A 20926-nucleotide genomic window follows, 5' to 3' on the forward strand; every position below is an offset into this window, starting at 1 on the left:
GAACGCAGTGAAGCATCTTAGTCGCGTAACCAGCTCTAAACGTGAAGATTGCTCTTCTGATTAAGATGCTTCACTGCGTTCAGTATGACGTTTTTGTATAGCAAACTAATGAGCAACGGGTACTTAGCGGACCTGATTTCTAAGAATTAAAAATTCGATGCAACCGCCTGTTCGCCCAACCATTCCCATTGCTGGCTTCCTCATCACCCTACTCGGGGCAATTTTATTCTCCACCAAAGCCATTATTGTCAAGCTGGCGTTCGGGGCTACGCATACCGATGCGCTGACGCTGCTCACGCTGCGCATGGTATTTGCGCTGCCGTTTTATATGGGCGTAGCCTTATTTGTATCGGGTAAAAAGGCGAATGTGCGCATGACGCGCCCGCAGTGGCTGCTAGTGATTTTGCTGGGAATGCTGGGGTATTACGTGAGCAGCCTGCTCGATTTTATGGGGCTGCAATACGTGTCGGCGGGGCTGGAGCGGCTGCTGTTATTTCTGTATCCCAGCTTCGTGGTTTTTATTAATGCGCTGGTTTTCAAGCAGCGCATTACGGGCGTGCAGAAGTGGGCGCTGCTGCTCACGTACCTCGGCATTGCGGTGGCCTACGCGGGCGAATTGACGATGGATACCGGCCGGCCGGGGTTTTATTTAGGTAGTTTTTTGGTGTTTTTATGCGCCATTACCTATTCTATTTACATTGCGGGTAGTGGGAAATTAATTCCGCTGGTGGGGCCCAATAAATTTACCGCGTACGCCATGCTAGCCGCCACGGCCGGCATATTCACGCATTTTGCGCTGGCTGGCCAGGGCGAAATCCTAACGGCGGGCCGGGCATTGTGGGGCTACGGCCTGCTGCTGGCCATATTCTCGACGGTGCTGCCTTCGTTTCTGATATCGCAGGGACTGAAAAGAATTGGGGCTAATAATGTAGCCATTATCAGCGGTATCGGACCGATTTCGACTATTGCGCAAGCATATTTTTTGCTGAACGAGCGCATTTTTGCGGCTCAGATTATGGGCACTGTTTTGGTGGTGCTCGGCGTACTGCTACTAAGCTGGAAGCGGCCGCCAACGGCGGTTGCGGCGGGGTAGCTTTTGGGCTTACTTGGGCAGCCCGGCTGCCGATTTGCCGTATAGGCCGCATTGTGGGCGCGCTTTTTGCCGGGCAGCGCCGCTAATCGATTTTCTTTCCCTATGCCTTTGCCTACCCTTCGGGCGGTGGGGCTAGCCTGCCTGCTGCTACCGCTGGGCCGACTGGCCCTCGCTCAGCAGCCCACGAACAACGACGGCTTTCTGCGCCGCAACGGCCAGATGCAGGTGGTGCGTAACGGCCAGGCGCGCCCCATGACGCACGATGCCCGCCTGCCCACCGGCGTGGTGGTAGCCAAAGACGGCTTCGTGATTGCGGCAGGCGGCCAGCGCACCGAGCTACGCGAGGGCCAGGGCTGCGACCTGCGCGGCCGGCCGGTGGCGGTGCGTACCGCCGCCAGCGGGGCCTTGGCGCTGGCCAGCCCGGCCCCGGCGCGCGCCAGCGTGGGGCCAGCGGCCCGGCCTTCGGTGCTGGAAGCGCTACTGGGGCCTGCCGGCGGAGAGGGCGGCTATTCTTTCAACGGTAAGAAGTGGAAGAAAAACCACGGCAAGGGCCACGGTAAAGGCCACGGCCGGGGCCACCGAAAAAACGAAGACGACTAACCGGCCCATTGCCCGAATTTTGCCCGGCGGCTCGCTCCTTAGAGTCTGCTGCCCGGCCGCGGCCCCCGGGATTTTTAGATGACTATGGTTTCTTATTACCTCACTACTCCTTTTCCGGACCTCGCCCGCCAGCGTTTGTTCGAGGCCGTGGCGGCGGCGTTGCAGGCCGAGCCAGCGGGGCCGGCCACGCTGCTGCTGGGCCACGTAGCCGTGTCCGACGAGGCCGGCCAGGTGCCGTTTGACGCGGTGGTGGTGCAGCCCCACGGCATCACGCTGCTACTGCTGGTGCCCGGCGGCGGGCGGCTCAGCATTCCGGCGCTGGGCTATGGCGCTTGGCAGCTGGGCGGGCGGCCCTTGGCAGGGCGCGGGGGCTTCGATAACCTGTTTGAGCAATTTGGGCAGCAGAAGGCCGACCTGGCCGATTGGCTGGCCACGCACCTGCCCGTTGGGCAGGCTAACCTGCATTGTATTAAGGGTTTGGTGTTATTCAGCGAGCCCGTTACTTTTGCGCCCGATGCGAAGCTGGCCCTCCAGGTTGCCCCGGCCAACGGCTTTCAGCTGCTGGCCAGCGTGGCCGCCCTGCCCCGCTGCCTGGGCGAGCTGGCTACCCCTGAAATTAACTTCAGCCCCGAGGAGCTGGCCGCGCTAGCTGTTAGTCTACTACCTGACGATGAGCAGGCTACGGCGATGCCTGCTTCGGTATCGGCCAGGGCTACTAGCTCACCAGCTGCCAGCGAAGCAGCTAACTTCCTGGGCCAGAAGGCCCGCAAGCTTTGGGGCTGGCTCGGCGCGGCCGACATCCCCGACGAAGACCCGCCCTATGGCTACGACCCCGCCGCGGCCGCCGCGGCCCGCCGCGAAGAAAAGCAGCAGCTAGAGCAGATGCGCCAGCAAATGCAGGCCGACGTAGCCGCCCAACTGCACCTCATGGAAGCCCGCGAAAGCGAGCGCGAGCGCAGCATTGCCCAGCTGCGCGCCCAACTGGCCCAGGCCCCGGCCGTGGCCCCCGAAGCCGCTCAGCTCGAAGCCCGGCTAGCCGCCGAAAACCGCGAAAAAGCTACTCAGGAAGCCAGTATGCAGGTTTCGCAAGCCGAAGCCGCCAGCCGCAACCAGGAGTTGGACGCTAAGATTCAGCAGCTCGGCCAGCTCATTGAGCGGCTGAATACGCCGGCGGCCCCACCCGCAGCGCCTCCGCTGCCCGCCGCCGGCGAGCTGGCTTCAGCTCACGCCGTAGTGCCAATGCCAGCAGTGGGGAATGTTGCGCCGGCGGTTGCGCCCCCCGTTTCCACGCCAGCGGCGGTTGCGCCGGCAATTGCTGCGCCCGCCGCTCCAGCGCCGCCACTGGTGGTTCCCCAGCCGACAGTGACGGCTCCGGTAGCGTCCGCTCCGATGGCGGCGGTACCGGGGTGGATGGGTGGCGCGGGTGCCCGCCTGGCTGCGTCTGTTTCGCCGGTTTGGGCCAGCTACCGGGCCAGCGTGCGGGCGGCCGGGCGCAAGCTGGCCACTGCCGCCGCGCCGCAAGCGGCGCGCGGATGGGCGTGGCTGAGGCAGGGCCAGCGGCGGCGCGTGGCGGCGGGCGGGTTGGTGGCGCTGGCGCTGGCAGGGTGGGGGGCCGGCCACCTGGGCGGCAGCGCGCCCGCGCCTTACCAGGAAAATGGCCGCTGGGGCTTTGCCGATGCCGATGGTAAGCCCGTTATTGCGGCGCAGTTTACGGCGGCGGGCCCGTTCCGGGCGGGGCGGGCGGTGGTGGCGAAGGCGGGCGTGTATGGCTTTGTGGATGAGGTAGGTAAGGAAATTATTACCCCGGCCTACGATGCCCTGAACCCCTACGCCGGCGGCTATGCCCGCGCCCGGGTGGGCGACACCTACACCTTCGTTGATGAGCAGGGGCAGGAATTTGACTCGTATTATTTCAACGCGCTCGACTTTGCTGAGGGCCGCGCGGCCGTGCTCGACCACCGGGGCTGGCACTACATCAGCGGTCCCACCGAGCCCGAAAAGCCCGTCATCTTCGTGGAAGCCTACGCCTTTGTCGAGGGCTTGGCGCGGGTGAAGCTCACCAATGGCTACACATTCATTACCCCCGATTACCTCGACGACCCCAGCCGGAGTACCAGGCCTTTCGGCCGCTACCAGCTGGCCACCGATTTTGCCGATGGCAAGGCGCGCGTGACGCAAAAGGGCCGCCAGTTTTTTATCGATAAGGACGGCGACGAACTGGAATAGCCCGTACTGGGCTTTCCTGCGCACTAATTTTTATTCCTGATGAACCACCGCACCCTCGGCAAAACCGGCTTCTCCATCTCTGAAATCAGCCTCGGCACTTGGCAGGTGGGCGGCAAGTGGGGCGAGCCCTTCAGCCACGACAATGCCGACCGCATCCTGAACGCTGCCGTGGACGCGGGCATCAATTTCATCGACACCGCCGACGTGTACGGCGACGGTAAAAGTGAAAAAGCTGTGGGCCGCCTCGTGCGCAGCCGCGCCGGCGAGCGCATTTACGTGGCCACCAAGTGCGGCCGGCGCTTGCAGCCCCACACCGCCGCCGCCTACCAGCCCGCCGCCCTGCGTGGCTTTGTGGAAGACAGCCTGCGCAATATGCAGCTCGACACCCTCGACCTGGTGCAGCTGCACTGCCCGCCCACTGAAGTCTACTACCGCCCCGAGGTTTTTGAGCTGTTTGACCGGCTCAAAGCGGAGGGCAAAATCCAGAACCTGGGTGTGAGCGTGGAAAAGGTGGAAGAGGGCCTCAAAGCCCTTGAATACCCGAACGTGACTACCTTGCAAGTGATTTTCAACGTGTTCCGGCAGCGTCCGGCCGAGCTGTTATTTAAGGAGGCGGCGCGGCGCGACGTGGGTGTTATTGTGCGGGTGCCGCTGGCGAGCGGGCTGCTCACGGGCAAGTTCTCGGCCCAAACCACCTTCGCGGCCGACGACCACCGCAATTTCAACCGCGACGGCGCGGCCTTCGACCGGGGCGAAACCTTCGCGGGCGTGGACTACAACACCGGCTTGGCCGCCGTGGAAGAGCTGAAAAGTGTATTCTCCGGCCAGCCCCACCTGGCCCCGCTGGCGCTGCGCTGGATACTCATGTTCCCCGAAGTAAGCTGCATCATCCCCGGCGCGTCCAAGCCCGAGCAGCTGCTTTCCAACCTGAAAACTGAGGAGCTGCCCGCGCTCACGGGCGAGCAAATGGCTGCCGTGCGCGCTGTGTACGACCGCCTGGTGCGGCCGCAGGTCCATCAATTGTGGTAATTAATTAGGAGCAAACTCAAGTTGCGAGCCATGCTCCTCAGTCCGCCGGCGCTAGCTGGCCGACCGGTTGTCGTTGCGCAGCCCGCGCCGTTCAACGATAACCGGGCCGCCGGCTAGCGCCGGCGGCCCGGCAACGCGGCCCTACAAGCTGAACCTTGCCAGCGCGGCGCGCTGGTCCGCAACTTGAGTTTGCTAGCGTAATGCTTATAAAGAACGTCATGCTGAGCTTGCAGAAGCATAACGTTCTTTTTCAGTAACTTACTGTTATTATTTCGTGGGTAGTTTCAACCGATACAGCCGGAAGGGGTAGTCCACCTTGCTTGCACCATTGTTCCACTTGGGCGCGCGGTTTATTTGGGTGGCGGTGAGGTAGAGATAGCCATCGGGGCCGAGGGCGAAGGTATCGGGCCAGCTCAGGCGTAAATCCTTGGTTACCAGCTCGAAGCGGCCGGCGGGCGTGACGCGCCGGATGGCGTAGTTGGGCGAGTCGGAGAGGTAGATGTTGCCGGCGGCATCGGCGAGCATGCCGTGGCTCACGCCGGTTTCGCCCACTGTTTCGATGTGGCTGGCCAGCTCAGTGGGTGGGAGGGCGGGGTTGGCGAGGTACCGCACTTCGATGCGGTAGAGCTTGGTTTGGTTGATGGCCCGGTAGTAGAAGTACTGGAAGTCGTGGGTGAGGGCAATGCCGTTTGCGTTGCTACTGAAGGACTTACCCGTTTTGTCCTTTACCTCCTTGCCATCAAGGCGCAGCACAAAACCCGGCTCGGCGGCCGTCGATTTGTCACCTTGCAGCACGATGCGGCTTTTGCCGGTGCGCAGGTCGAGCACTACCAGCGCCGCCAGCACGGGGTCGGAGAGGTAGGCCAATTGCCGCTGCGTGTCGATGCGCACGTCGTTGAGGCCGGTGCGCTCGCGGGGCAGGTCTTCGAAGCGGTAAGTGCGCTCCACTTTATTGGTTGTGAGGTTGATTTTCAGGAGCTTGATGCCCGTTATTACCGGGGCCTGGTCGTCGGGGTTGCTTGGGTCGAGCACCCACAGGTTGTCGTCGGCATCGACCACGGCGGCCTGCACATTCACGAAGCGGGTGGCGGCCTGGGTCGAGTCCCACTGATTCCAGCTGGCGTTGGGGTAGGGCACGCGCTGGCCGCTTACCAGCTCCACGAGGCCGTAGTCGTACGCATAGTTCTGGTCGTTTTTCTTCTTCGGGAACGTCATGAAGATGCGCCCTTTGTGCGACACGCCTACGCCAATGGGTTGGTGGCGACCTACTTGGGCTACTTCCTCCAGCGGGATTTTAAGGTCTTGGGCACTGGCGGTGAGCGTGCCCAGGGCAGTAGTAGTCAGGGCAGTAACGGCACAGAGTAAGAAGCGAATTAGCATGGAAGGAGTGCGGATAGGAAGGTTACCGCGCCTTTTCCGTACGGGCAGGATTTGCCAAGGGTTAGCCAGCGGGTGCAGTAGGTTGAAAAGTGCCCGGCGCAACCTTGCGGCGCGTGCGGCGGTAGGAACGAGCAGTTGCATGGGCCACCACCCGTTTCATTGAATAGTAGCTATGCGCATTGCTTTCCACACTTTCTACGCTTCCCTCACGGCGCTTGCGCTGGCGGCTGGCCCGGCCACGGCCCAGGCCCCGCCGCCCCTCACCACGGGCCGCATTGTGCGCCACAGCCCCGCCCTCGACCAGTTGGTAGCGCCCGGCGCGCAGCTCGAAATTATTTCCTCGGGCCACAGCCACGTGGAGGGCCCGCTGTGGGTGCCCGACAGCAGCATGCTGCTGTTTTCGGACACGCCCGGCCGCACCATCTACCGCTGGCGGGCGGCCGATGGCCAGCGTAGTAAGTTCTTGGAATACAGCGGCTACACCGGCCGCATGCCCTATGGCAAAGAGCCCGGTAGCAACGGCTTGGCGCTCGATGGGCGCGGCAACCTGCTGCTCTGCGAGCACGGCGACCGCCGCCTGGCCAGCCTGCCCATAAGCCGGCAAAGCGGCAAGCGCACGGTGGTCGATAACTTTCAGGGTAAGCGCTTCAACAGTCCCAACGACGTTGTGGTGGCCCCCGACGGCGCGTTTTATTTCTCCGACCCGCCCTTTGGCCTGCCCAGGCAGGCGGCCGACCCCCTGCGCGAACTGCCCTATACCGGCGTGTTTCGCCGCGCCCCCGATGGCCAGCTCACTGCCGAAATCACCGATGTGCCCTTTGCCAACGGCCTGGCCCTGAGCCCCGACGGCCGCACGTTCTACGTGTCGAACGCTGACTCGCTGCGGCCGCTCATTCTGGCCTACGAGGTGGGCAAAAACGGCAAGCTGACCAAGCCCCGGCCGTTTTTCAACATGAAGTCGCTGCCCCGGTCCCGTTTTAAGGAAGTGCCTGATGGCCTGAGAGTTGACCTGGCCGGCAACGTGTATGCCGCGGGGTTTGGCGGCTTGCTCATTATCTCGCCGCAAGGCCAGCTGCTGGGCATCCTCGACCCCGACGAGCCCGTATCGAACTGCGCCTGGGGCGACGATGGGCACTCGCTCTACGTGATGGCCTCCAGCCTGGTACTGCGTATTAAAATGCTGGCCCGGGGCGTGCCAGGCAAGTAGTTTGGCTTTCAGGAAGCTGATACGTGGGCAAATAAAGTGCGACGCGCTACGGGTTACTTTTAGGAAAAACTCGTACTAGCTGGTAAAATTAGCCCCTGCTTATGTTGCCTGTGTTGCGCAAAACGTTGAAAATTGTTGGCTACCCCGCCGCTACTCTGGTGGGCGCAGTGGCCCTGTACTACGGAGTGGCGCAGGTGCTGTCGCGCATTCCGGTGGCCGCCGAGCCCACCACGGAGGCGGCCACCGTGCCGTTTTTCATCTATTCCAACGGCGTGCACACCGACCTGGTGATGCCCGTAAAAAGCAGCTTCATCGACTGGAGCCAGCAGCTGCCCTACGCCAACACCCAGGCCCACGACAGCACCTACGAGTACGTGGGTGTGGGCTGGGGCGATAAGGGTTTTTACCTCGACACGCCCACCTGGGCCCAGCTTAAGCCCAGCACCGCCGTGCGGGCGGGCTTCTGGCTGAGCAGCACGCTCATGCACGCTACGTTTTACCGGGCTTCCGACCTCACTTCTGGCCCCCGGTGCGTGCCGCTGCACCTCACGCCGGCCCAGTACCGGCGGCTCATCGCCTACGTCGAAGAAAGCTTTCAGCGCGATGCGGCCGGCGGCTTCAACTGGTTGCCGAGCCACAGCTACGCCGACCACGATGCCTTTTACGAGGCCAATAGCCGCTACAGCATCCTCAACACCTGCAACACCTGGACCAACCGCGGCCTCAAAGAATGCGGCCAGAAAGCCAGCCTCTGGACGCCGTTCGACAAGGGCATTCTGTACCAGTACGGCCGGTGAGCACATGTAGCGTGGCCGCGGTGAGGCCGCGCGTGTTGTCACTGGACAACGATACTACGCGCGGCCTCACCGCGGCCACGCTACGCTAGCCAACTACTAGCTGCGCAAGCACTTGCGGCACACCGATGCTGGCGGGCTCTACTACGTAGTGCACGCCGCGCCGGCCGCTCACCTCAGGCTGGTGCGGGTCGATGACGTACACCGGGCAATCGTCCGGGGCGTAGTGCAGTAGCCCGGCCGCCGGGTATACTTGCAGCGAGGTACCTACCACGAGTAGCGCGTCGGCGGTAGCCACAATTTCGGCGGCTTCCTCAATGGCGGGCACCATTTCGCCAAACCAGACGATGTGCGGGCGCAGCTGCCCGCCGTCGGCGGCTAGGTCGCCGAGGGCAATGTCGCCGGGGCAGTCGAACACGGCCGTTTCGTTCTTTACCGAGCGCATTTGGGTCAGCATGCCGTGCAGGTGCAGCACCTGGGCCGAGCCGGCGCGCTCGTGCAGGTCGTCCACGTTTTGGGTGATGATGCGCACCGTCCAGCCCGGCGCGGCCTCGAAGCCGGCCAGGGCCAGGTGGGCGGCGTTGGGGGCCACGGTACGGGCCTGGGCGCGCCGCTGGTTATAAAAATCAAGCACCAGCGCCGGGTTGCGGGCAAACGCCTCGGGCGTGGCCACATCCTCCACGCGGTGCTCTTCCCACAGCCCGTTGGTGTCGCGGAAGGTGCGGATGCCGCTCTCGGCCGATACGCCGGCCCCGGTAAGTACTACAAGATGAGGCATTTGGATAGTGTTTAAGTTGTAGGAATTGAGAATTGGTGTTAAGGCAGTTTTGCGCGTGGTGCCAATGACCTGTTAGTCAGTAACCAGCAGCTCATACTGCCGCGCGGCAAAGTCGCGCAGGCGCTGAAAGGCGGCGTCAACCTCCTGGGCGTCTTCGCTCAGCAAGTTGCCATACACCACGCGGTCGGTGGCGCGCAGGGCGCGGCGCACATCTTCATCATTATTGAAGTATTCAGTTAACTCCTTAGTAGTCAATGAGTTAAGATTATTATCTTCCAGGCTGGAAAGGTAGTTTTTCCAAAGCGCCACGGTGCGCTCCACCAGCGGAGCCGAGCGTGAGAGCGTGAAGCGCTCGGCATTGCGGGCAAACTGGGTGAGAAAATACACGTGGTTTTTGCGGCGCTTGTAGCGGCCATAGCGCTGCTGCCAGCGCCGGCCATACAGTGCCCAGGCCCCGCCACCCAGCGCCAGCAGCGCCGCCAGGCCCGCCAGCCAAAAGGGATAGTTGAAGGCAGGTTTTAAGATAGTTGTTTGATTATCAGTACGTAATGCTGGCAACGTGGCGGCATCGTCAGTAGTTAGGATAGGGGCGAGGCGGCGCAGCTGCACCTGCACGGCCGGCGGCAGCAGGCGCAGCGTGTCGGTGGCCCCGCGCAGCACCAGCACCGGCAATTGCAGGGTTTGCACCGGGGCCAGCGAAAACGTGCGCAGTTGGTACACCGCCCGGTCGAGGCTGCGGCCGTTTTCGGTGCGGGTGGGCAGCCAGCGCCGCCCCGCGTACTCAAACGGGCCAAACTCAGCCAGCGAATCGGGAAAAACTACCTCCTCGGCCGGGTCGTGCTGGTAGCTCAGGATGTAGTCGAGGGGCTGGCCCACCTCCACCACCGCCCGCGAAAACCGGCCCACCGGCCCTGGCCCGGTGCCCGCGCCGGCCGCCATAGGCTGGGCCAGCCCGGCTAGTAGCCAGCCGGCCAGCCAGTAGCGCTTGGGGTGGAGCTGAAAGTTGAGGGCCTGTGGCATAGCTGATTAGCCCCGGCGCTGCCGAAACAGCCCCACTAGTTGCGGCACAAAGTCTTCGTTGGTGCGCAGCGTGAGCAGGCCCACGCGCTGGCGGCGGCACAGCGTGCGCAAGGCCAGCTCGCGCGCCTGGGCCTGGGCCGCGTACTGCGCCTGGAAGGCCGGGGCCGAGGTATCGACCCAGCGTTGCAGGCCCGTTTCGGCGTCGCGCAGGGGTACGATGCCCAGCGCCGGAAACGCGATTTCCTGCGGGGCCAGCAGCTGCACCACCACCAGGTCGTGCTGGCGGGCCAGCATGGTGAGCTCGCGCTCGTAGTTTTCGTCGATAAAGTCGGAGATGAGCACTACCAGCGTGCGGCGCTTCAACAGGCTGAGCACCTGCCGAATACCGAAGCCCACGCCCGTGTGCCGCGAGGCCGTTTGCAGGCCATACAGCCGTTGCAGCAGGGCGTAGGCGGCGCGCAGGCCCTTGGCGGGGGGCAGGTACAGCTCCTTCCGGTCCGAAAACGCCAGCAGGCCCAGCGCGGCATCCTGGCGGGCGGCCGACAAGGCCAGCACGCCGGCCAGGTCGCGGCCCAGGTCGAGCTTGCGCTGGGGGCCGCCCGGGCCGCCGCCCACGCGCTGCGAGGCGCTCACGTCGAGGGCCACCAGCACCTGCTGCTCGCGCTCTTCCTTGTAGGTTTTTACGAACGTGCCGTGGCCCTTGCTGCTCACGGCCCAGTCGATGGCCCGCACCTCGTCGCCGTACTGGTATAGGCGCACGTCGTCAAACTCCAGTCCGTTGCCCCGAAAAACCGACCCGAAGTTGCCTTGCAGCTGGGCTTCCACCGCCTGGCGCATCCGTATTTCGAGGTGGCGCAGGCGGCGCACCAGCGCCGTGAGGCTGGCGGGCAGGGCACTGGAGCTGGCGGCGGCGGGGGGCATGGCGGGCGGGGTGAGGGGCGAAGCTACGGCGCGGGGCTATTTTTGGGGGTGAAAAGCTTGCTGACTCGTTTTCTGCTGGGCCTGGGCCTGCTGCTGGCCCTGGCCGGCTGCGGCCGCCCCGAGCAGGTGCTGCCCCCGCCCAACCTGCTCTCGAAGCAAGAGGTAACCAGCCTGCTCATTCAGTTTCATTTGCTGGAATCGCGCCTGGAATCCAGCCGGTTATCGCCCGATTCGGCCCGGGCGCTCTTCCTCAGCCAGCAGCTGCTGGTGTTGCAGCGGCACCACGTGCCCACCGCCGATTCGGCCTTCGAGCGCAGCTACCGCTATTACTCCACGCACGCCAAGGACCTGGACGAGATTTACGTGGGTGTTATCGACTCGCTGGAGGCGATGAACAAGAAAATGGGCGGCCAGCCCACGCCGGTGCATAACTAAGGTGCGGCCGGCGCTAGTGCACGCGGCTGCCGTTGGGCACGGGCGCGGCCACGGCCGTGAGCACGGTGTGGCCTTCAGCATCGGGCGCGCCCAGCACCAGCACCTCAGAGCGGAAGGCCCCAATTTGCTTAGGCGGAAAATTGACCACCGCCAGCACCTGCCGGCCCAGCAGCGTGGCCGGCGTGTAGTGGTGCGTAAGCTGGGCGCTCGATTTTTTGAGGCCGATAGCGGGGCCAAAATCCAGCACGAGCTGGTAGGCCGGCCGGCGCGCCTCCGGGAACTCACGGGCCTCCACGATGGTACCCACGCGCAGGTCAATCTGCTCAAAGTCGGTCCAGGTTATCATGCTGTAAATGAGTAATTTGGCCGTAGGAGCGCGCCACGGCGCGTTCGTTGCCTGCGCGGGTTCAGCCACGTTGTGCAACGAGGCAACGCGCCGTGGCGCGTTGCCTCGGTTTATCGCTATACTACGCCTCGGCCTCGGCGAAGGCGGCCAGGGCTAGCAGTTGCTGGCGCACCTGGGCTTCCCACTTGGCCTGCTGCTCGTGCTGGAGGCCGTGGTTGGATTCGCGGTCGTAGGCGTCTTCGGCCTGCTGCCAGGCGGCGTAGGCGGCCTGGCTCACGCGGTCGAAGGTGGTGCCCAACTTGCTGCACGGCAGGCTAATGGCGGCCAGCTGCTGGCGCAGTTGCCGGGCATACACTTCAGCAATATCGAAGTGTAGCTGCTCGTGGCGCAGCAGGGCGGGCGTCATGCGGGCCGGGTCGCGCACCCACGAGCGGCTGGGCGAGAAGCTGGCCTGCGCCGTGCCGGCAAAAATATTGCTGCTGCACTTGGCCCCCGTGTTGATATTGGCCGAGGTAAGCGCGGCGTGCGATTCGGTGGGCCGGGGCCGGCCCTTGAAATCGGCCATTGTGAGCGGGCGGCTCGCCGACCAGCGAAACGAGCCTTCGGGCAGGGCTACCTGCTGCGCGGCGGCCGGCGCGGCCGCCAGCAGTACCAGCGCCAGGGTTTTCCAATAAGCGGTGTTCATGCAGAAAGGAGTTGTCAGAATAAAGGCTAGTGCCCAGCACTAAAGGTGCCGGCCCCAGCCTTCATTCTGACAAAGAAGCCCCGGCTCTGAGTTCCGCAGCTAGCCGGCGGGTTGGCCCAGCACCAGCAATTCTTCAGCATCGGTGAAATGCTCGGCGGGCGGCCGGGCCGCGGGCGGAGTGCTGCCGGGCGCGCTTTCGTGCCGAAAGCGTTGCAGCAGCACCACCGCCACAATGCTGAGGCCGGTGAGCAGGCCCACCCAAATACCCGTTGCGCCCCAGTGCAGCTTAAATGCCAGGAAGTAGCCCAGCGGCAGGGCAATGGCCCAGTAGGCCAGCAGCGCCACCACCGAAGGCACCTTCACGTCTTCGAGGCCGCGCAGCGCGCCCAGGCCCACCACTTGCAGGCCATCCGACACCTGGAAGGCGGCCGCGATGGCCAGCAGTGAGGCCGCCTGCGCCACCACCACGGGGTCGGTGTTGTAGAAAGTGGGCACAAAATTGCGTAACATAATGAGCAGCAGACCCATAGCACCCATAAAACCGAAGGCCAGCCAGTAGGCCGCGAAGCCCGCCTGCCGGGCCCCGGCCAGGTCGCCGGCCCCGCGCAGGTTGCCCACCCGAATGGTAGCCGCCGCCGCAATACCCGTGGCCGCCATGTAGGTCACCGAGGCCACGTTAATGGCAATCTGGTGGGCGGCCTGGGTGGTAATGCCCAGCCAGCCCATCATGAGTGCCGACGCGGCAAAGGCGCCCACTTCAAACATCATTTGCACGCCAATGGGCAGGCCCAGGGCCAGCTGCCCGCGCAGCTCGGCCAGCCGGGGCCGCAGCCAGGTGGCTACCAGGGCGGGGCGCTTGGTGCGCAGCCGCTCGGCCCGCAGCACGTACTGCGCCATGAGGGCCGCCATGCCGATGCGAGCAATGAGGGTGGCCCAGGCAGCCCCCATCAGGCCCATGGCCGGCGCACCGAAGTGCCCGAATATCAGGGCGTAGCACAGCAGCGCATTCACCACGTTGCCGGCAATGGACAGCTGCATGGCCTGGCGCGTGAGCCCCAGCCCCTCGGCCCACTCGCGAAAGCCCTGAAACACCATCAGCGGCAGCAGCGACAGGCCCACCACCCGCACCCAGGGCGTGGCCAGCGCCACCACCTCGGGGGCCTGGCCCAGGTGGGGCATCACCAGCGGCAGCAGCTGGCTGAGGCCCGCCAGCAGCACGCCCGCCAGCGTATTCAGCCAAATGGTGCCCACCAGCAGGTGGCCCAGCGCATCGTCGTCGCCCCGGCCGTTGGCGGCGGCCACGCGCGGCACCGCGCCCATGCTAATGCCCAGGCCCAGCACCATGAGCACGGTGGTGGTGCTCACGCCCACGCTCACGGCGGCCAGCGGCAGCTTGCCCGTTTGGCCCACCATCACCGAGTCGCACACGCTCACCAATATGTGGCCGAGCTGGCTGAGTACTACCGGGTAGGCTAGCAGGATGGTAGGGCGGAGGTGGGCTTTAACGAGTGACAAGTACTTGATAATTAATAAGATAAATAAAAGTCATGCAGACCGTAGGGAAGTGTCTCGCGTGGGGTAGTAATCAATACCGCTAAACGATTGAGTTACCACCCTACGCGAGATGCTTCCCTGCGGTCTGCATGACGTTCTGCATTAATAGCGGAGCGATTTCTACCCGTAAAATTACGCCCTTACGCCGCCACGGCCAGTACCACGTCGGCAAAGTCATGGGCATCGTCCTGGAAAACCTCGACCACGCGCAGGCCCGCGCCGGCCGCCAATTCGGTAATCTGGGGCAGGGTAAACTTGAACGAGCTTTCGGTTTGGATGGCTTCCCAGGCGGCAATTTCGAAGGCCTGGCCGGGCAGGGTGGCCAGGCGCACGGTTTGGGCGCGGCGGCTCACCAGCCACGAGCGCATGGCCCCGGTGCTGGGGTCGTAATCGGGAAAGTGCTGCCAGGCATCGAGCTCAAAATTGGCCCCGGCCTCGGCATTGAGCCGGCGCAGCAGGTTGAAGTTGAACTCGGCCGTGACACCCTGGGCATCATCGTAGGCCGCCCGAATGCGGCGCGGGTCCTTGCGCAGGTCGAAGCCCACCAGCAGGCGGTCGGCCGGGGTAAGGGGCCGCGCCAGCTCGCGCAGAAAATCGGCCCGCTCATCCGGCGCGAAATTGCCGATGTTGGAACCCAGAAACAGCACCGCTTTGGCCCCCGGCCGGGTGGCCAGCGTCGTAAGCGCCGCCCCGTACTCAGCCGCCAGCGGCTCGGTGGGCAGGCTGGGCAGCTCCTGCCGCAGCGAGGCCGCCAGCTCGTCGATGGCTGAGGGCGAAATATCGACCGGCACGTAGGTGAGGGCCACCGGCTGGGCAAGTAATTCGCGCAGCAAGAGCTTGGTTTTCAGGCCATCGCCCGCGCCTAGCTCCACCACGGCCAGCGGCTGGCCGGGCCCGGCACCCGCCGCCAGCGCCCGCCCAATGGCCGCGCCCTGCGCCTGAAAAATAGCCAGCTCGGTACGGGTAGGGTAGTACTCGGGCAGCCCCATTATCTGCTGAAACAGGCGGCTGCCCGTAGCATCGTAGAAGTATTTGGACGACAGGGTCTTCGGCGTTTGGCTGAAGCCCTGGGCCAGGTGTTCGGCAAGGTGATTCAAGATGGGTGAGCGTTGTTATAAAACAGCAAAGCTGCTTTATAAGTAATTGGTAATGTGTTTAGTAGCTATAGTTCTGTTTTCTTGGGCCACAGCAGCGAGGCCCCGACGGAGCCCAGTAGCAGCGCGCCCACAATGCCCAGAGAAACCGGCACGGGTAGCACAAGGTTAAAATGTTCGCGCAAGAGGTCCTCGGCCAGCAGCTTACCGCCGATGAAAACGAGGATGAACGCCAAGCCGTAGCTGAGGTAATGAAACAGCGATATCAGGCTGGCCAGTGCAAAATACAGGGCCCGCAGCCCCAGCAGCGCAAACACGTTGGAGGTGTACACGATGAACGTGTCGCGCGAAATAGCCAGGATGGCGGGGATGGAATCGGCCGCAAAAACTACGTCGGTGGTTTCGACCATCACCAGCACTACCAGCAGCGGCGTGGCCACGCGCACGCCGTCGCGCCGGGTGAAAAACTTGCCGCCATCGAGCTGCTTCGTGATGGGCAGGTAGCGCCGCAAAAAGCGCACAACCGGGTTGTTATCGGGGTCAACCTCGGGGTCGCCGCCGCCGCTGAGTGCCATGCGTACGCCCGTGTACACCAGAAATGCCCCTAGAATGTAGAGCAGAAAGTGAAACTTGGCCAGCAGCGCCGCTCCCAGCACAATGAACAAGCCGCGCAGCACCAGGGCCCCCAGCACACCCCAAAACAGGATGCGGTGCTGGTACTCGGCCGGCACCTTGAAGTAGGTGAAAATGAGCAGGAACACGAACAGGTTGTCCACGCTCAGGGCCTTCTCGATGAGGTAGCCCGTCAGCCATTGCAGGCCGGCCTCGTGGCCCATGGTGCGGTACACCAGCAGGTTGAAGCTCAGCGAAAGCGCTATCCAAAACGCGCTCCACCCCAGCGCCTCGCCTATTTTCACGGCGTGGGCGCGGCGGTTGAAAACCAGCAAATCGAGCAGTAAAAGCCCGATTACGAACAGGTTAAATAAAATCCAGAAGAAGGGGGTATTGTGCATTCGGCAGCAGTAGGCTTTCTCCGATACGCAAAAACGGGGCAGTAGGGTGTGCGCGCTGTGCGGTAAGCTTCAGCTTGCCGGGGGTAAGTGGGGGCAACCAGCTGCCCGCTAGCCAGTGCTGCAAACGGCAAGCTAAAGCCTGCCGCACAGCTAGTTACCCTACACTCACACTGGGCTGCTGCGGCTGGGGCTCGTCGGCGGTGCGGCGCGGTGGGTGAATCCAACTGCTCACCTTCATTTGCACCACGCCCACCAGCGCTTCCTTGAAAATACCCTTCGACATTTTCGACTGCCCGCGGGTGCGGTCGGTGAAGATGATGGGCACCTCCTTAATGCGGAAGCCCAGGCGGTAGGTGAGCCACTTCATCTCAATCTGAAAGGCGTAGCCCACGAAGTGAATGCGGCTCAGGTCGATGGCCCGCAGCACCCGCGCCGAGTAGCACTTGAAGCCCGCCGTGGCGTCGTGAATGGGCATGCCGGTGATGAAACGCACGTAGCGGGAGGCGAAATACGACATCAGCACCCGGCTCATGGGCCAGTTTACCACGTTCACGCCGTCGCTGTAGCGCGAGCCGATGGCCATATCGTAACCCTGCACGGCGCAGGCCTCGCGCAGGCGCAGCAGGTCCTGCGGGTTGTGCGAAAAGTCGGCATCCATCTCAAACACGTACTCGTAGCCCCGCGCCAGCGCCCACCGAAACCCGAAGATGTAGGCCGTGCCCAGGCCCTGCTTGCCAGCCCGCTCCTCCAAAAACAGCCGGCCCGCAAACTCAGCCAATAGCCCGCGCACTAGCGCACCCGTGCCGTCGGGCGAGCCATCGTCAATTATCAGCACGTGAAAATTAGCCGGGAGCGCAAAAACGGCCCGGATAATAAGCTCCACGTTTTCCCGCTCATTATACGTCGGAATCAGGACCAGTCCGGCGGCCGTATTACTCATCAGGGGCAAAGATAAGAAGCATAGCAACAGGGTTGCACTGCGAAAATTGGGAAGGAGGAAGATGAAAGTAAAAACAAGAAACGAAAAATAGGGCCTTGGCAACCAACTTCTCACTCTTTATTCCGCATTCCCAGCTCTTCCCCCAGCCGCCGGGCGTACTTCACGCAGTCGGGCACGCTTACGCCGGCCTGCCAGTTGGCCACCGCTACCACGCCCTGGGCGGCCAGCGGAGCCACGGCCGCCCGCGCATCGGCTAAGTGCTGGTCAAACTGCGGAATGCTCTGCGGCCAGTAATAGCGCCCTTGCCAGCGCGGCGCGGCGCTAATGCTGTATAGCTGAGCTAGTTCGGTATGCACGGCCGCCAGCTGCGTGGCGGCCGGCTCCTGGGCCTGCCGTGCAAACTGCGCCCCGCCCACGAAGCTGGTAAACAGCACCTGCCCGGCCGGCACGCGGTCCGGAAACAGCGAGCTGGTCCAGATGGCCCCGGCCGCGTAGGTGCCCTCCACCTTCGGGTTGAGCGCCCCGAAACCCACCAGCGGGTGCGCCACGGCCGCCCGGTCGTAGGCCGAGTACACGAGCGTCATGGGCGGGTAGCGCACGGCCGCCAGCGCCGCGGCCGCCGCCGGAAAAATTGGCCCCAGCAGGGTTGCCGCCGCGTAGGTCGGCACGGCCAGCGCCAAGTGTGAGTAGGCGGCCGGCTGCCGGCTACTGGTAGTTACATAATACTCATTATCAGCGTCTTTATCAATAGTCACTACCGGCTGGTCCAGGTGGTAGCTGGTGAGCCGCGCCGCCAGCGCATCGGTGAGCACCTGCACGCCGCCGCGCAGCGTGATGGTGCGGCGGCGGCCGCCGGTTTTGGGGCCTTTGGCCAGGCCGCGCAGCAGCGAGCCGTGCTGGGTTTCGAGGGCCGCCAGCTGCGGAAACGTGAGCGAAAGCAGCAGCTCGGCCGGGTCGCCGGCATAGATGCCCGCCACGAAGGGGTTAACGGCGTACTGCACCACCTCGGGCCCGAAGTGGCGCTCAAAAAAAGCGGCTACCGTTTCGCCCGGCACGGGGGGCGCGGGCCGGCGCAGCAGCTCACTCAGCAGCCGCAGCTTGGTGCGCAGGCTAAAAAAACCGCTGGCCAGCAGCGCGGGCGGCGAACCCGGCAGCGCCCGGTACTGGCCGCCGCGCAGCACAAAGCGGTGCTGGCTCACCGGGGCCGCCTCCTGAATATGGTCTTGCAGGCCCAGCTCCAGCAGTAGCTCTTCCAGCTCGGCGCTCAGCAGCAGCGAATTGGGGCCGGCCTCCAGCTGGTAGCCTTCGGGGGCCAGGGGTGAGAGCAGGTTGCCGCCCGGCCGCGCGCTGGCCTCAAAGAGGTCGTAGGCAACGCCCGCTTTTTGGAGGTAGTAGGCGAGCGTGAGGCCCGTGAGGCCGCCGCCGATGATGGCAATGCGCATATTTTTAAGCTGTTTGCTGATGGCCGCTAGCTGATAGCTTTGTGCCGGCGGGCAGTGAAGAAACAAGCAGCTGCCCGCCCTAATTAGCTAATCCGATGAATAAAGCAGTTTTTCTGGACCGCGACGGCGTGCTCAACGAGGAAATGGGCGACTACGTCTGGACGCCCGAGCGCTTCCGCATCTGCCCCGGCGTGCCCGAGAGCCTGGCCCGCCTCAAAGCCGCCGGCTACTACCTGGTGGTGGTAACCAACCAGGCCGGCATCGCCAAAGGCCTCTACACCCGTGCCGACGTGCTGGCCTGCCACGAAATTTTGCAGCAAGCCTGTGGCTATCAGCTCGATGCGCTCTATATGTCCGAAAGCTATCCCTCGGTAAGCGAGTCTATCTTTCGCAAGCCCGACTCGGGGATGCTGGAAAAAGCAATGGCCCGCTACCACCTCGACCCTGCCCAGTGCTGGCTGGTAGGCGACCGCGCCCGCGACATGCAGGCCGGCGCCCAGCTGGGCGTGCGCGGCATCTTGGTTGGCCACTCGGAGCTCATAGCTTACTCGCCCCGAGTGGCTGATTTACAGGCCGCTACGGAGCTCATCTTAATCAATGGGTGAGTTGGTGAATGAGTTGTAAATAAGTGAATTGCAAGGCCTGCTAGTAAAACTCACTCATTGATAAAAAGAGGCCAAGGCAGCTAGTAGCTGTGGGTATTCGTAGGTAAAGCCCTGGTCGATAACCTTATCGGCGCTCACGCGCTGCGAGCCGAGCACGATTTCGCTCATCTCGCCCATGGCCAGCTTCAGGCCGAAGGCCGGGACTTTGGGCAGCAGCAGCGGGCGGTGCATTACTTGAGCGAGGGTTTCGGTAAACTCCTGGTTGGTGACGGGGTTAGGGGCCACGGCGTTGTATTCGCCCTGCCAGCGTACGTCTTCTGCCATTTGCACCAGTATGCGGCACAGGTCGTCGAGGTGCACCCAGCTCATGTATTGCCGGCCCGAGCCGAGCGGTGCGCCCGCGCCGTAGCGCACGGTTTTGGCTATGGGCACCAGCGCCCCGCCCTCGGGGCTCAGCACAATGCCGATGCGCGGCAGCACCACGCGCAGCCCCAGCTCGCCTACGCGCCGGGCGGCGGCTTCCCACTGAATGACTACATCGGCCAAAAAGTCGTCGGCCGGGGCAGCATTGGGGGAGTCTTCGTGTAAAATCTCATCGCCCCGGTCGCCGTAAATGCCAATGGCTGAGGCCGATAGCAGCGTACGTACGTGGTGGCCCGGCTTGCTCAGCTCGCGGTGCAGCAGCTCCAGGCCATCGAGGCGCGAGCGTAGAATCTCGTGCTTGCGCTCGGGCGTCCACTTGCCGTCGGCCACGCCGCTGCCGGCCAGGTTCACAATGCAATCGGCGTAGGGCACGGCGGCGGGGTCGATGGTGCCCGCCTGCAAGTCCCAGCCAAAAAGCCGGAAGTGGCTGGCCTTCTGAGGCTCCCGCGTGAGCAGGGCCACTTCGTGGCCGCCATCAAGAAGCAGCTCGGCCAGCCGCTGTCCAATCATGCCCGTACCGCCGGTGATGAGGATTTTCATAGTTGCTCGTTTTTTGTTGCTCATTTTTCGTTGCTCGTTTTCGCATTCGCTTCATAAGCAGCGAGTTGGGCTACTGTAACAACGAAAAATAAAAAACGCGCAACGGAAAACGAAAATTACTTCCCAATCTGGCGTAAAAACTCACTGCGTAACGTACTGTCTTCTAGGAACTTGCCTCCGTACTCGCTGGTGATAGTCGAGCTGCTGGTATCGTTCACGCCGCGGCTCATCACGCAGAGGTGGTCGGCCTCGATGAGCACGGCCACATCGTCGGTGCCCAGGCTTTGGCGCAGGTGCTCGGCCACTTGGCGCGTGAGGCGCTCCTGCACCTGGGGCCGGCGGGCGTAGTACTGCACTACGCGGTTGAGCTTACTAAGCCCAACTACGTGTTTGCCAGGCAAGTAGGCTATGTGCGCCTTGCCAATAATGGGCACGAAGTGGTGCTCACAGCACGAAAACAGCGTAATATCGCGCTCCACCAGCAGCTGCTGGTACTGGTAGCGGTTTTCAAACAGCCGTACCTCGGGCCGGTGCGCCGGGTCGAGGCCCTTAAACCACTCTTGCACAAACATTTTGGCCACCCGCTGGGGGGTGCCGGCCAGGCTATCGTCCGTTAGGTCGAGACCCAGCTCGTGCATAATGGCGCGGAAGTGGCCGCTGATGGCCGCAATCTTTTCGTCGTCGCTCTGGTCAAAGGCGTCGGCGCGCAACGGGGTGCGCAGGCCGGCGGGCAGGTGCTGGTCGGGGCCGTGGTCGGCGGGGCCGTCGGCGGCCGGCGTGCCCGGCAGGGGCATCACCAGC

General features: G+C 63.6%; 21 protein-coding genes. 8 read left to right on the top strand and 13 right to left on the bottom strand.

Annotated features, from left to right (window positions below):
• Positions 1 to 157 precede the first annotated feature (157 nt).
• The 4 genes from QMK33_RS08310 to QMK33_RS08325 all read left to right on the top strand — a co-directional run bounded on the left by QMK33_RS08310 (position 158) and on the right by QMK33_RS08325 (position 4948).
• On the top strand, positions 158 to 1093 hold the full coding sequence (locus tag QMK33_RS08310; RefSeq protein WP_283564115.1) for a DMT family transporter: 936 nt from the start codon (positions 158 to 160) through the stop codon (positions 1091 to 1093).
• A gap of 102 nt (positions 1094 to 1195) precedes the next feature.
• A complete protein-coding gene (locus QMK33_RS08315) occupies positions 1196 to 1693 on the top strand; it encodes a DUF6799 domain-containing protein (RefSeq protein WP_283564116.1) in 498 nt (165 codons plus the stop codon).
• 84 nt (positions 1694 to 1777) lie between these two features.
• A complete protein-coding gene (locus tag QMK33_RS08320; RefSeq protein WP_283564117.1) occupies positions 1778 to 3919 on the top strand; it encodes a WG repeat-containing protein in 2142 nt (713 codons plus the stop codon).
• 39 nt (positions 3920 to 3958) lie between these two features.
• Positions 3959 to 4948 carry an aldo/keto reductase gene (locus QMK33_RS08325; protein WP_283564118.1) on the top strand — a complete coding sequence of 330 codons (990 nt, stop codon included), beginning with the start codon at positions 3959 to 3961 and terminating at the stop codon, positions 4946 to 4948.
• Positions 4949 to 5215: 267 nt separating this feature from the next.
• On the opposite strand, the gene QMK33_RS08330 is transcribed toward QMK33_RS08325, so the two are convergent.
• Positions 5216 to 6328, bottom strand: a complete 1113-nt coding sequence (locus QMK33_RS08330) for an SMP-30/gluconolactonase/LRE family protein (RefSeq protein WP_283564119.1) — start codon at positions 6326 to 6328, stop codon at positions 5216 to 5218.
• 172 nt (positions 6329 to 6500) lie between these two features.
• Between QMK33_RS08330 and QMK33_RS08335 the strand changes: the two genes are divergently transcribed.
• Together QMK33_RS08335 and QMK33_RS08340 are read left to right on the top strand one after the other, a co-directional pair.
• On the top strand, positions 6501 to 7535 hold the full coding sequence (locus QMK33_RS08335) for an SMP-30/gluconolactonase/LRE family protein (RefSeq protein ID WP_283564120.1): 1035 nt from the start codon (positions 6501 to 6503) through the stop codon (positions 7533 to 7535).
• 101 nt (positions 7536 to 7636) lie between these two features.
• Entirely contained in the window at positions 7637 to 8332 is a 696-nt protein-coding gene (locus tag QMK33_RS08340) for a TIGR02117 family protein (RefSeq protein ID WP_283564121.1), read from the top strand.
• Between the two features lie 85 nt (positions 8333 to 8417).
• Here the strand turns inward: QMK33_RS08340 and QMK33_RS08345 are convergent, their stop codons facing one another.
• The 3 genes from QMK33_RS08345 to QMK33_RS08355 form a co-directional block, all read right to left on the bottom strand.
• Positions 8418 to 9107 (bottom strand): SIR2 family NAD-dependent protein deacylase, encoded by a 690-nt coding sequence (locus tag QMK33_RS08345; protein WP_283564122.1) that lies wholly within the window; start codon positions 9105 to 9107, stop codon positions 8418 to 8420.
• A gap of 72 nt (positions 9108 to 9179) precedes the next feature.
• A complete protein-coding gene (locus QMK33_RS08350; RefSeq protein WP_283564123.1) occupies positions 9180 to 10127 on the bottom strand; it encodes a hypothetical protein in 948 nt (315 codons plus the stop codon).
• 6 nt (positions 10128 to 10133) lie between these two features.
• Positions 10134 to 11048: a DUF58 domain-containing protein gene (locus QMK33_RS08355; RefSeq protein ID WP_283564124.1), complete on the bottom strand. Its 915-nt coding sequence runs from the start codon at positions 11046 to 11048 to the stop codon at positions 10134 to 10136.
• A 57-nt stretch (positions 11049 to 11105) separates the two neighbouring features.
• Between QMK33_RS08355 and QMK33_RS08360 the strand changes: the two genes are divergently transcribed.
• Positions 11106 to 11483: a DUF4296 domain-containing protein gene (locus QMK33_RS08360; RefSeq protein ID WP_283564125.1), complete on the top strand. Its 378-nt coding sequence runs from the start codon at positions 11106 to 11108 to the stop codon at positions 11481 to 11483.
• A 13-nt stretch (positions 11484 to 11496) separates the two neighbouring features.
• Here QMK33_RS08360 and QMK33_RS08365 read toward each other — a convergent pair whose 3' ends face one another.
• The 7 genes from QMK33_RS08365 to hemG form a co-directional block, all read right to left on the bottom strand.
• Positions 11497 to 11829: a tRNA-binding protein gene (locus tag QMK33_RS08365; protein ID WP_283564126.1), complete on the bottom strand. Its 333-nt coding sequence runs from the start codon at positions 11827 to 11829 to the stop codon at positions 11497 to 11499.
• 121 nt (positions 11830 to 11950) lie between these two features.
• On the bottom strand, positions 11951 to 12514 hold the full coding sequence (locus tag QMK33_RS08370; protein ID WP_283564127.1) for a DUF922 domain-containing protein: 564 nt from the start codon (positions 12512 to 12514) through the stop codon (positions 11951 to 11953).
• Between the two features lie 99 nt (positions 12515 to 12613).
• Entirely contained in the window at positions 12614 to 14029 is a 1416-nt protein-coding gene (locus tag QMK33_RS08375; protein ID WP_283564128.1) for an MATE family efflux transporter, read from the bottom strand.
• Between the two features lie 179 nt (positions 14030 to 14208).
• On the bottom strand, positions 14209 to 15165 hold the full coding sequence (egtD, locus tag QMK33_RS08380) for an L-histidine N(alpha)-methyltransferase (RefSeq protein WP_283564129.1): 957 nt from the start codon (positions 15163 to 15165) through the stop codon (positions 14209 to 14211).
• A 65-nt stretch (positions 15166 to 15230) separates the two neighbouring features.
• A complete protein-coding gene (locus QMK33_RS08385; protein ID WP_283564130.1) occupies positions 15231 to 16175 on the bottom strand; it encodes a TerC family protein in 945 nt (314 codons plus the stop codon).
• A gap of 154 nt (positions 16176 to 16329) precedes the next feature.
• Entirely contained in the window at positions 16330 to 17115 is a 786-nt protein-coding gene (locus QMK33_RS08390) for a polyprenol monophosphomannose synthase (RefSeq protein WP_283564131.1), read from the bottom strand.
• A gap of 110 nt (positions 17116 to 17225) precedes the next feature.
• The gene (gene hemG / locus QMK33_RS08395; protein WP_283564132.1) at positions 17226 to 18557 is read right to left on the bottom strand and encodes a protoporphyrinogen oxidase; all 1332 of its coding nucleotides are present in this window, start codon (positions 18555 to 18557) and stop codon (positions 17226 to 17228) included.
• A 95-nt stretch (positions 18558 to 18652) separates the two neighbouring features.
• Here hemG and QMK33_RS08400 point away from each other — a divergent pair, with 95 nt between their 5' ends.
• Positions 18653 to 19162 (top strand): D-glycero-alpha-D-manno-heptose-1,7-bisphosphate 7-phosphatase, encoded by a 510-nt coding sequence (locus tag QMK33_RS08400; protein ID WP_283564133.1) that lies wholly within the window; start codon positions 18653 to 18655, stop codon positions 19160 to 19162.
• Between the two features lie 54 nt (positions 19163 to 19216).
• Here QMK33_RS08400 and QMK33_RS08405 read toward each other — a convergent pair whose 3' ends face one another.
• Positions 19217 to 20125 carry a TIGR01777 family oxidoreductase gene (locus tag QMK33_RS08405; protein ID WP_283564134.1) on the bottom strand — a complete coding sequence of 303 codons (909 nt, stop codon included), beginning with the start codon at positions 20123 to 20125 and terminating at the stop codon, positions 19217 to 19219.
• Positions 20126 to 20241: 116 nt separating this feature from the next.
• Positions 20242 to 20919 carry a GTP cyclohydrolase I FolE gene (folE, locus tag QMK33_RS08410; RefSeq protein ID WP_283564286.1) on the bottom strand — a complete coding sequence of 226 codons (678 nt, stop codon included), beginning with the start codon at positions 20917 to 20919 and terminating at the stop codon, positions 20242 to 20244.
• Positions 20920 to 20926 lie beyond the last annotated feature (7 nt).

Origin of the sequence: Hymenobacter sp. H14-R3 (genome assembly GCF_030063445.1) — a bacterium.
Classification (GTDB): Bacteria; Bacteroidota; Bacteroidia; order Cytophagales; family Hymenobacteraceae; genus Hymenobacter.

Bases quoted from the DNA above. Each gene is read 5' to 3' on its own strand.
- QMK33_RS08405 (WP_283564134.1), bottom strand. From the start codon at position 20,125: ATGAAAATCCTCATCACCGGCGGTACGGGCATGATTGGACAGCGGCTG.
- QMK33_RS08335 (WP_283564120.1), top strand. From the start codon at position 6,501: ATGCGCATTGCTTTCCACACTTTCTACGCTTCCCTCACGGCGCTTGCG.
- QMK33_RS08310 (WP_283564115.1), top strand. From the start codon at position 158: ATGCAACCGCCTGTTCGCCCAACCATTCCCATTGCTGGCTTCCTCATC.
- QMK33_RS08325 (WP_283564118.1), top strand. From the start codon at position 3,959: ATGAACCACCGCACCCTCGGCAAAACCGGCTTCTCCATCTCTGAAATC.
- QMK33_RS08320 (WP_283564117.1), top strand. From the start codon at position 1,778: ATGGTTTCTTATTACCTCACTACTCCTTTTCCGGACCTCGCCCGCCAG.
- QMK33_RS08390 (WP_283564131.1), bottom strand. From the start codon at position 17,115: ATGAGTAATACGGCCGCCGGACTGGTCCTGATTCCGACGTATAATGAG.
- folE (WP_283564286.1), bottom strand. From the start codon at position 20,919: ATGCCCCTGCCGGGCACGCCGGCCGCCGACGGCCCCGCCGACCACGGC.
- QMK33_RS08315 (WP_283564116.1), top strand. From the start codon at position 1,196: ATGCCTTTGCCTACCCTTCGGGCGGTGGGGCTAGCCTGCCTGCTGCTA.
- QMK33_RS08330 (WP_283564119.1), bottom strand. From the start codon at position 6,328: ATGCTAATTCGCTTCTTACTCTGTGCCGTTACTGCCCTGACTACTACT.
- QMK33_RS08340 (WP_283564121.1), top strand. From the start codon at position 7,637: ATGTTGCCTGTGTTGCGCAAAACGTTGAAAATTGTTGGCTACCCCGCC.
- QMK33_RS08400 (WP_283564133.1), top strand. From the start codon at position 18,653: ATGAATAAAGCAGTTTTTCTGGACCGCGACGGCGTGCTCAACGAGGAA.
- QMK33_RS08350 (WP_283564123.1), bottom strand. From the start codon at position 10,127: ATGCCACAGGCCCTCAACTTTCAGCTCCACCCCAAGCGCTACTGGCTG.
- QMK33_RS08345 (WP_283564122.1), bottom strand. From the start codon at position 9,107: ATGCCTCATCTTGTAGTACTTACCGGGGCCGGCGTATCGGCCGAGAGC.
- QMK33_RS08355 (WP_283564124.1), bottom strand. From the start codon at position 11,048: ATGCCCCCCGCCGCCGCCAGCTCCAGTGCCCTGCCCGCCAGCCTCACG.
- QMK33_RS08385 (WP_283564130.1), bottom strand. From the start codon at position 16,175: ATGCACAATACCCCCTTCTTCTGGATTTTATTTAACCTGTTCGTAATC.
- QMK33_RS08370 (WP_283564127.1), bottom strand. From the start codon at position 12,514: ATGAACACCGCTTATTGGAAAACCCTGGCGCTGGTACTGCTGGCGGCC.
- QMK33_RS08365 (WP_283564126.1), bottom strand. From the start codon at position 11,829: ATGATAACCTGGACCGACTTTGAGCAGATTGACCTGCGCGTGGGTACC.
- hemG (WP_283564132.1), bottom strand. From the start codon at position 18,557: ATGCGCATTGCCATCATCGGCGGCGGCCTCACGGGCCTCACGCTCGCC.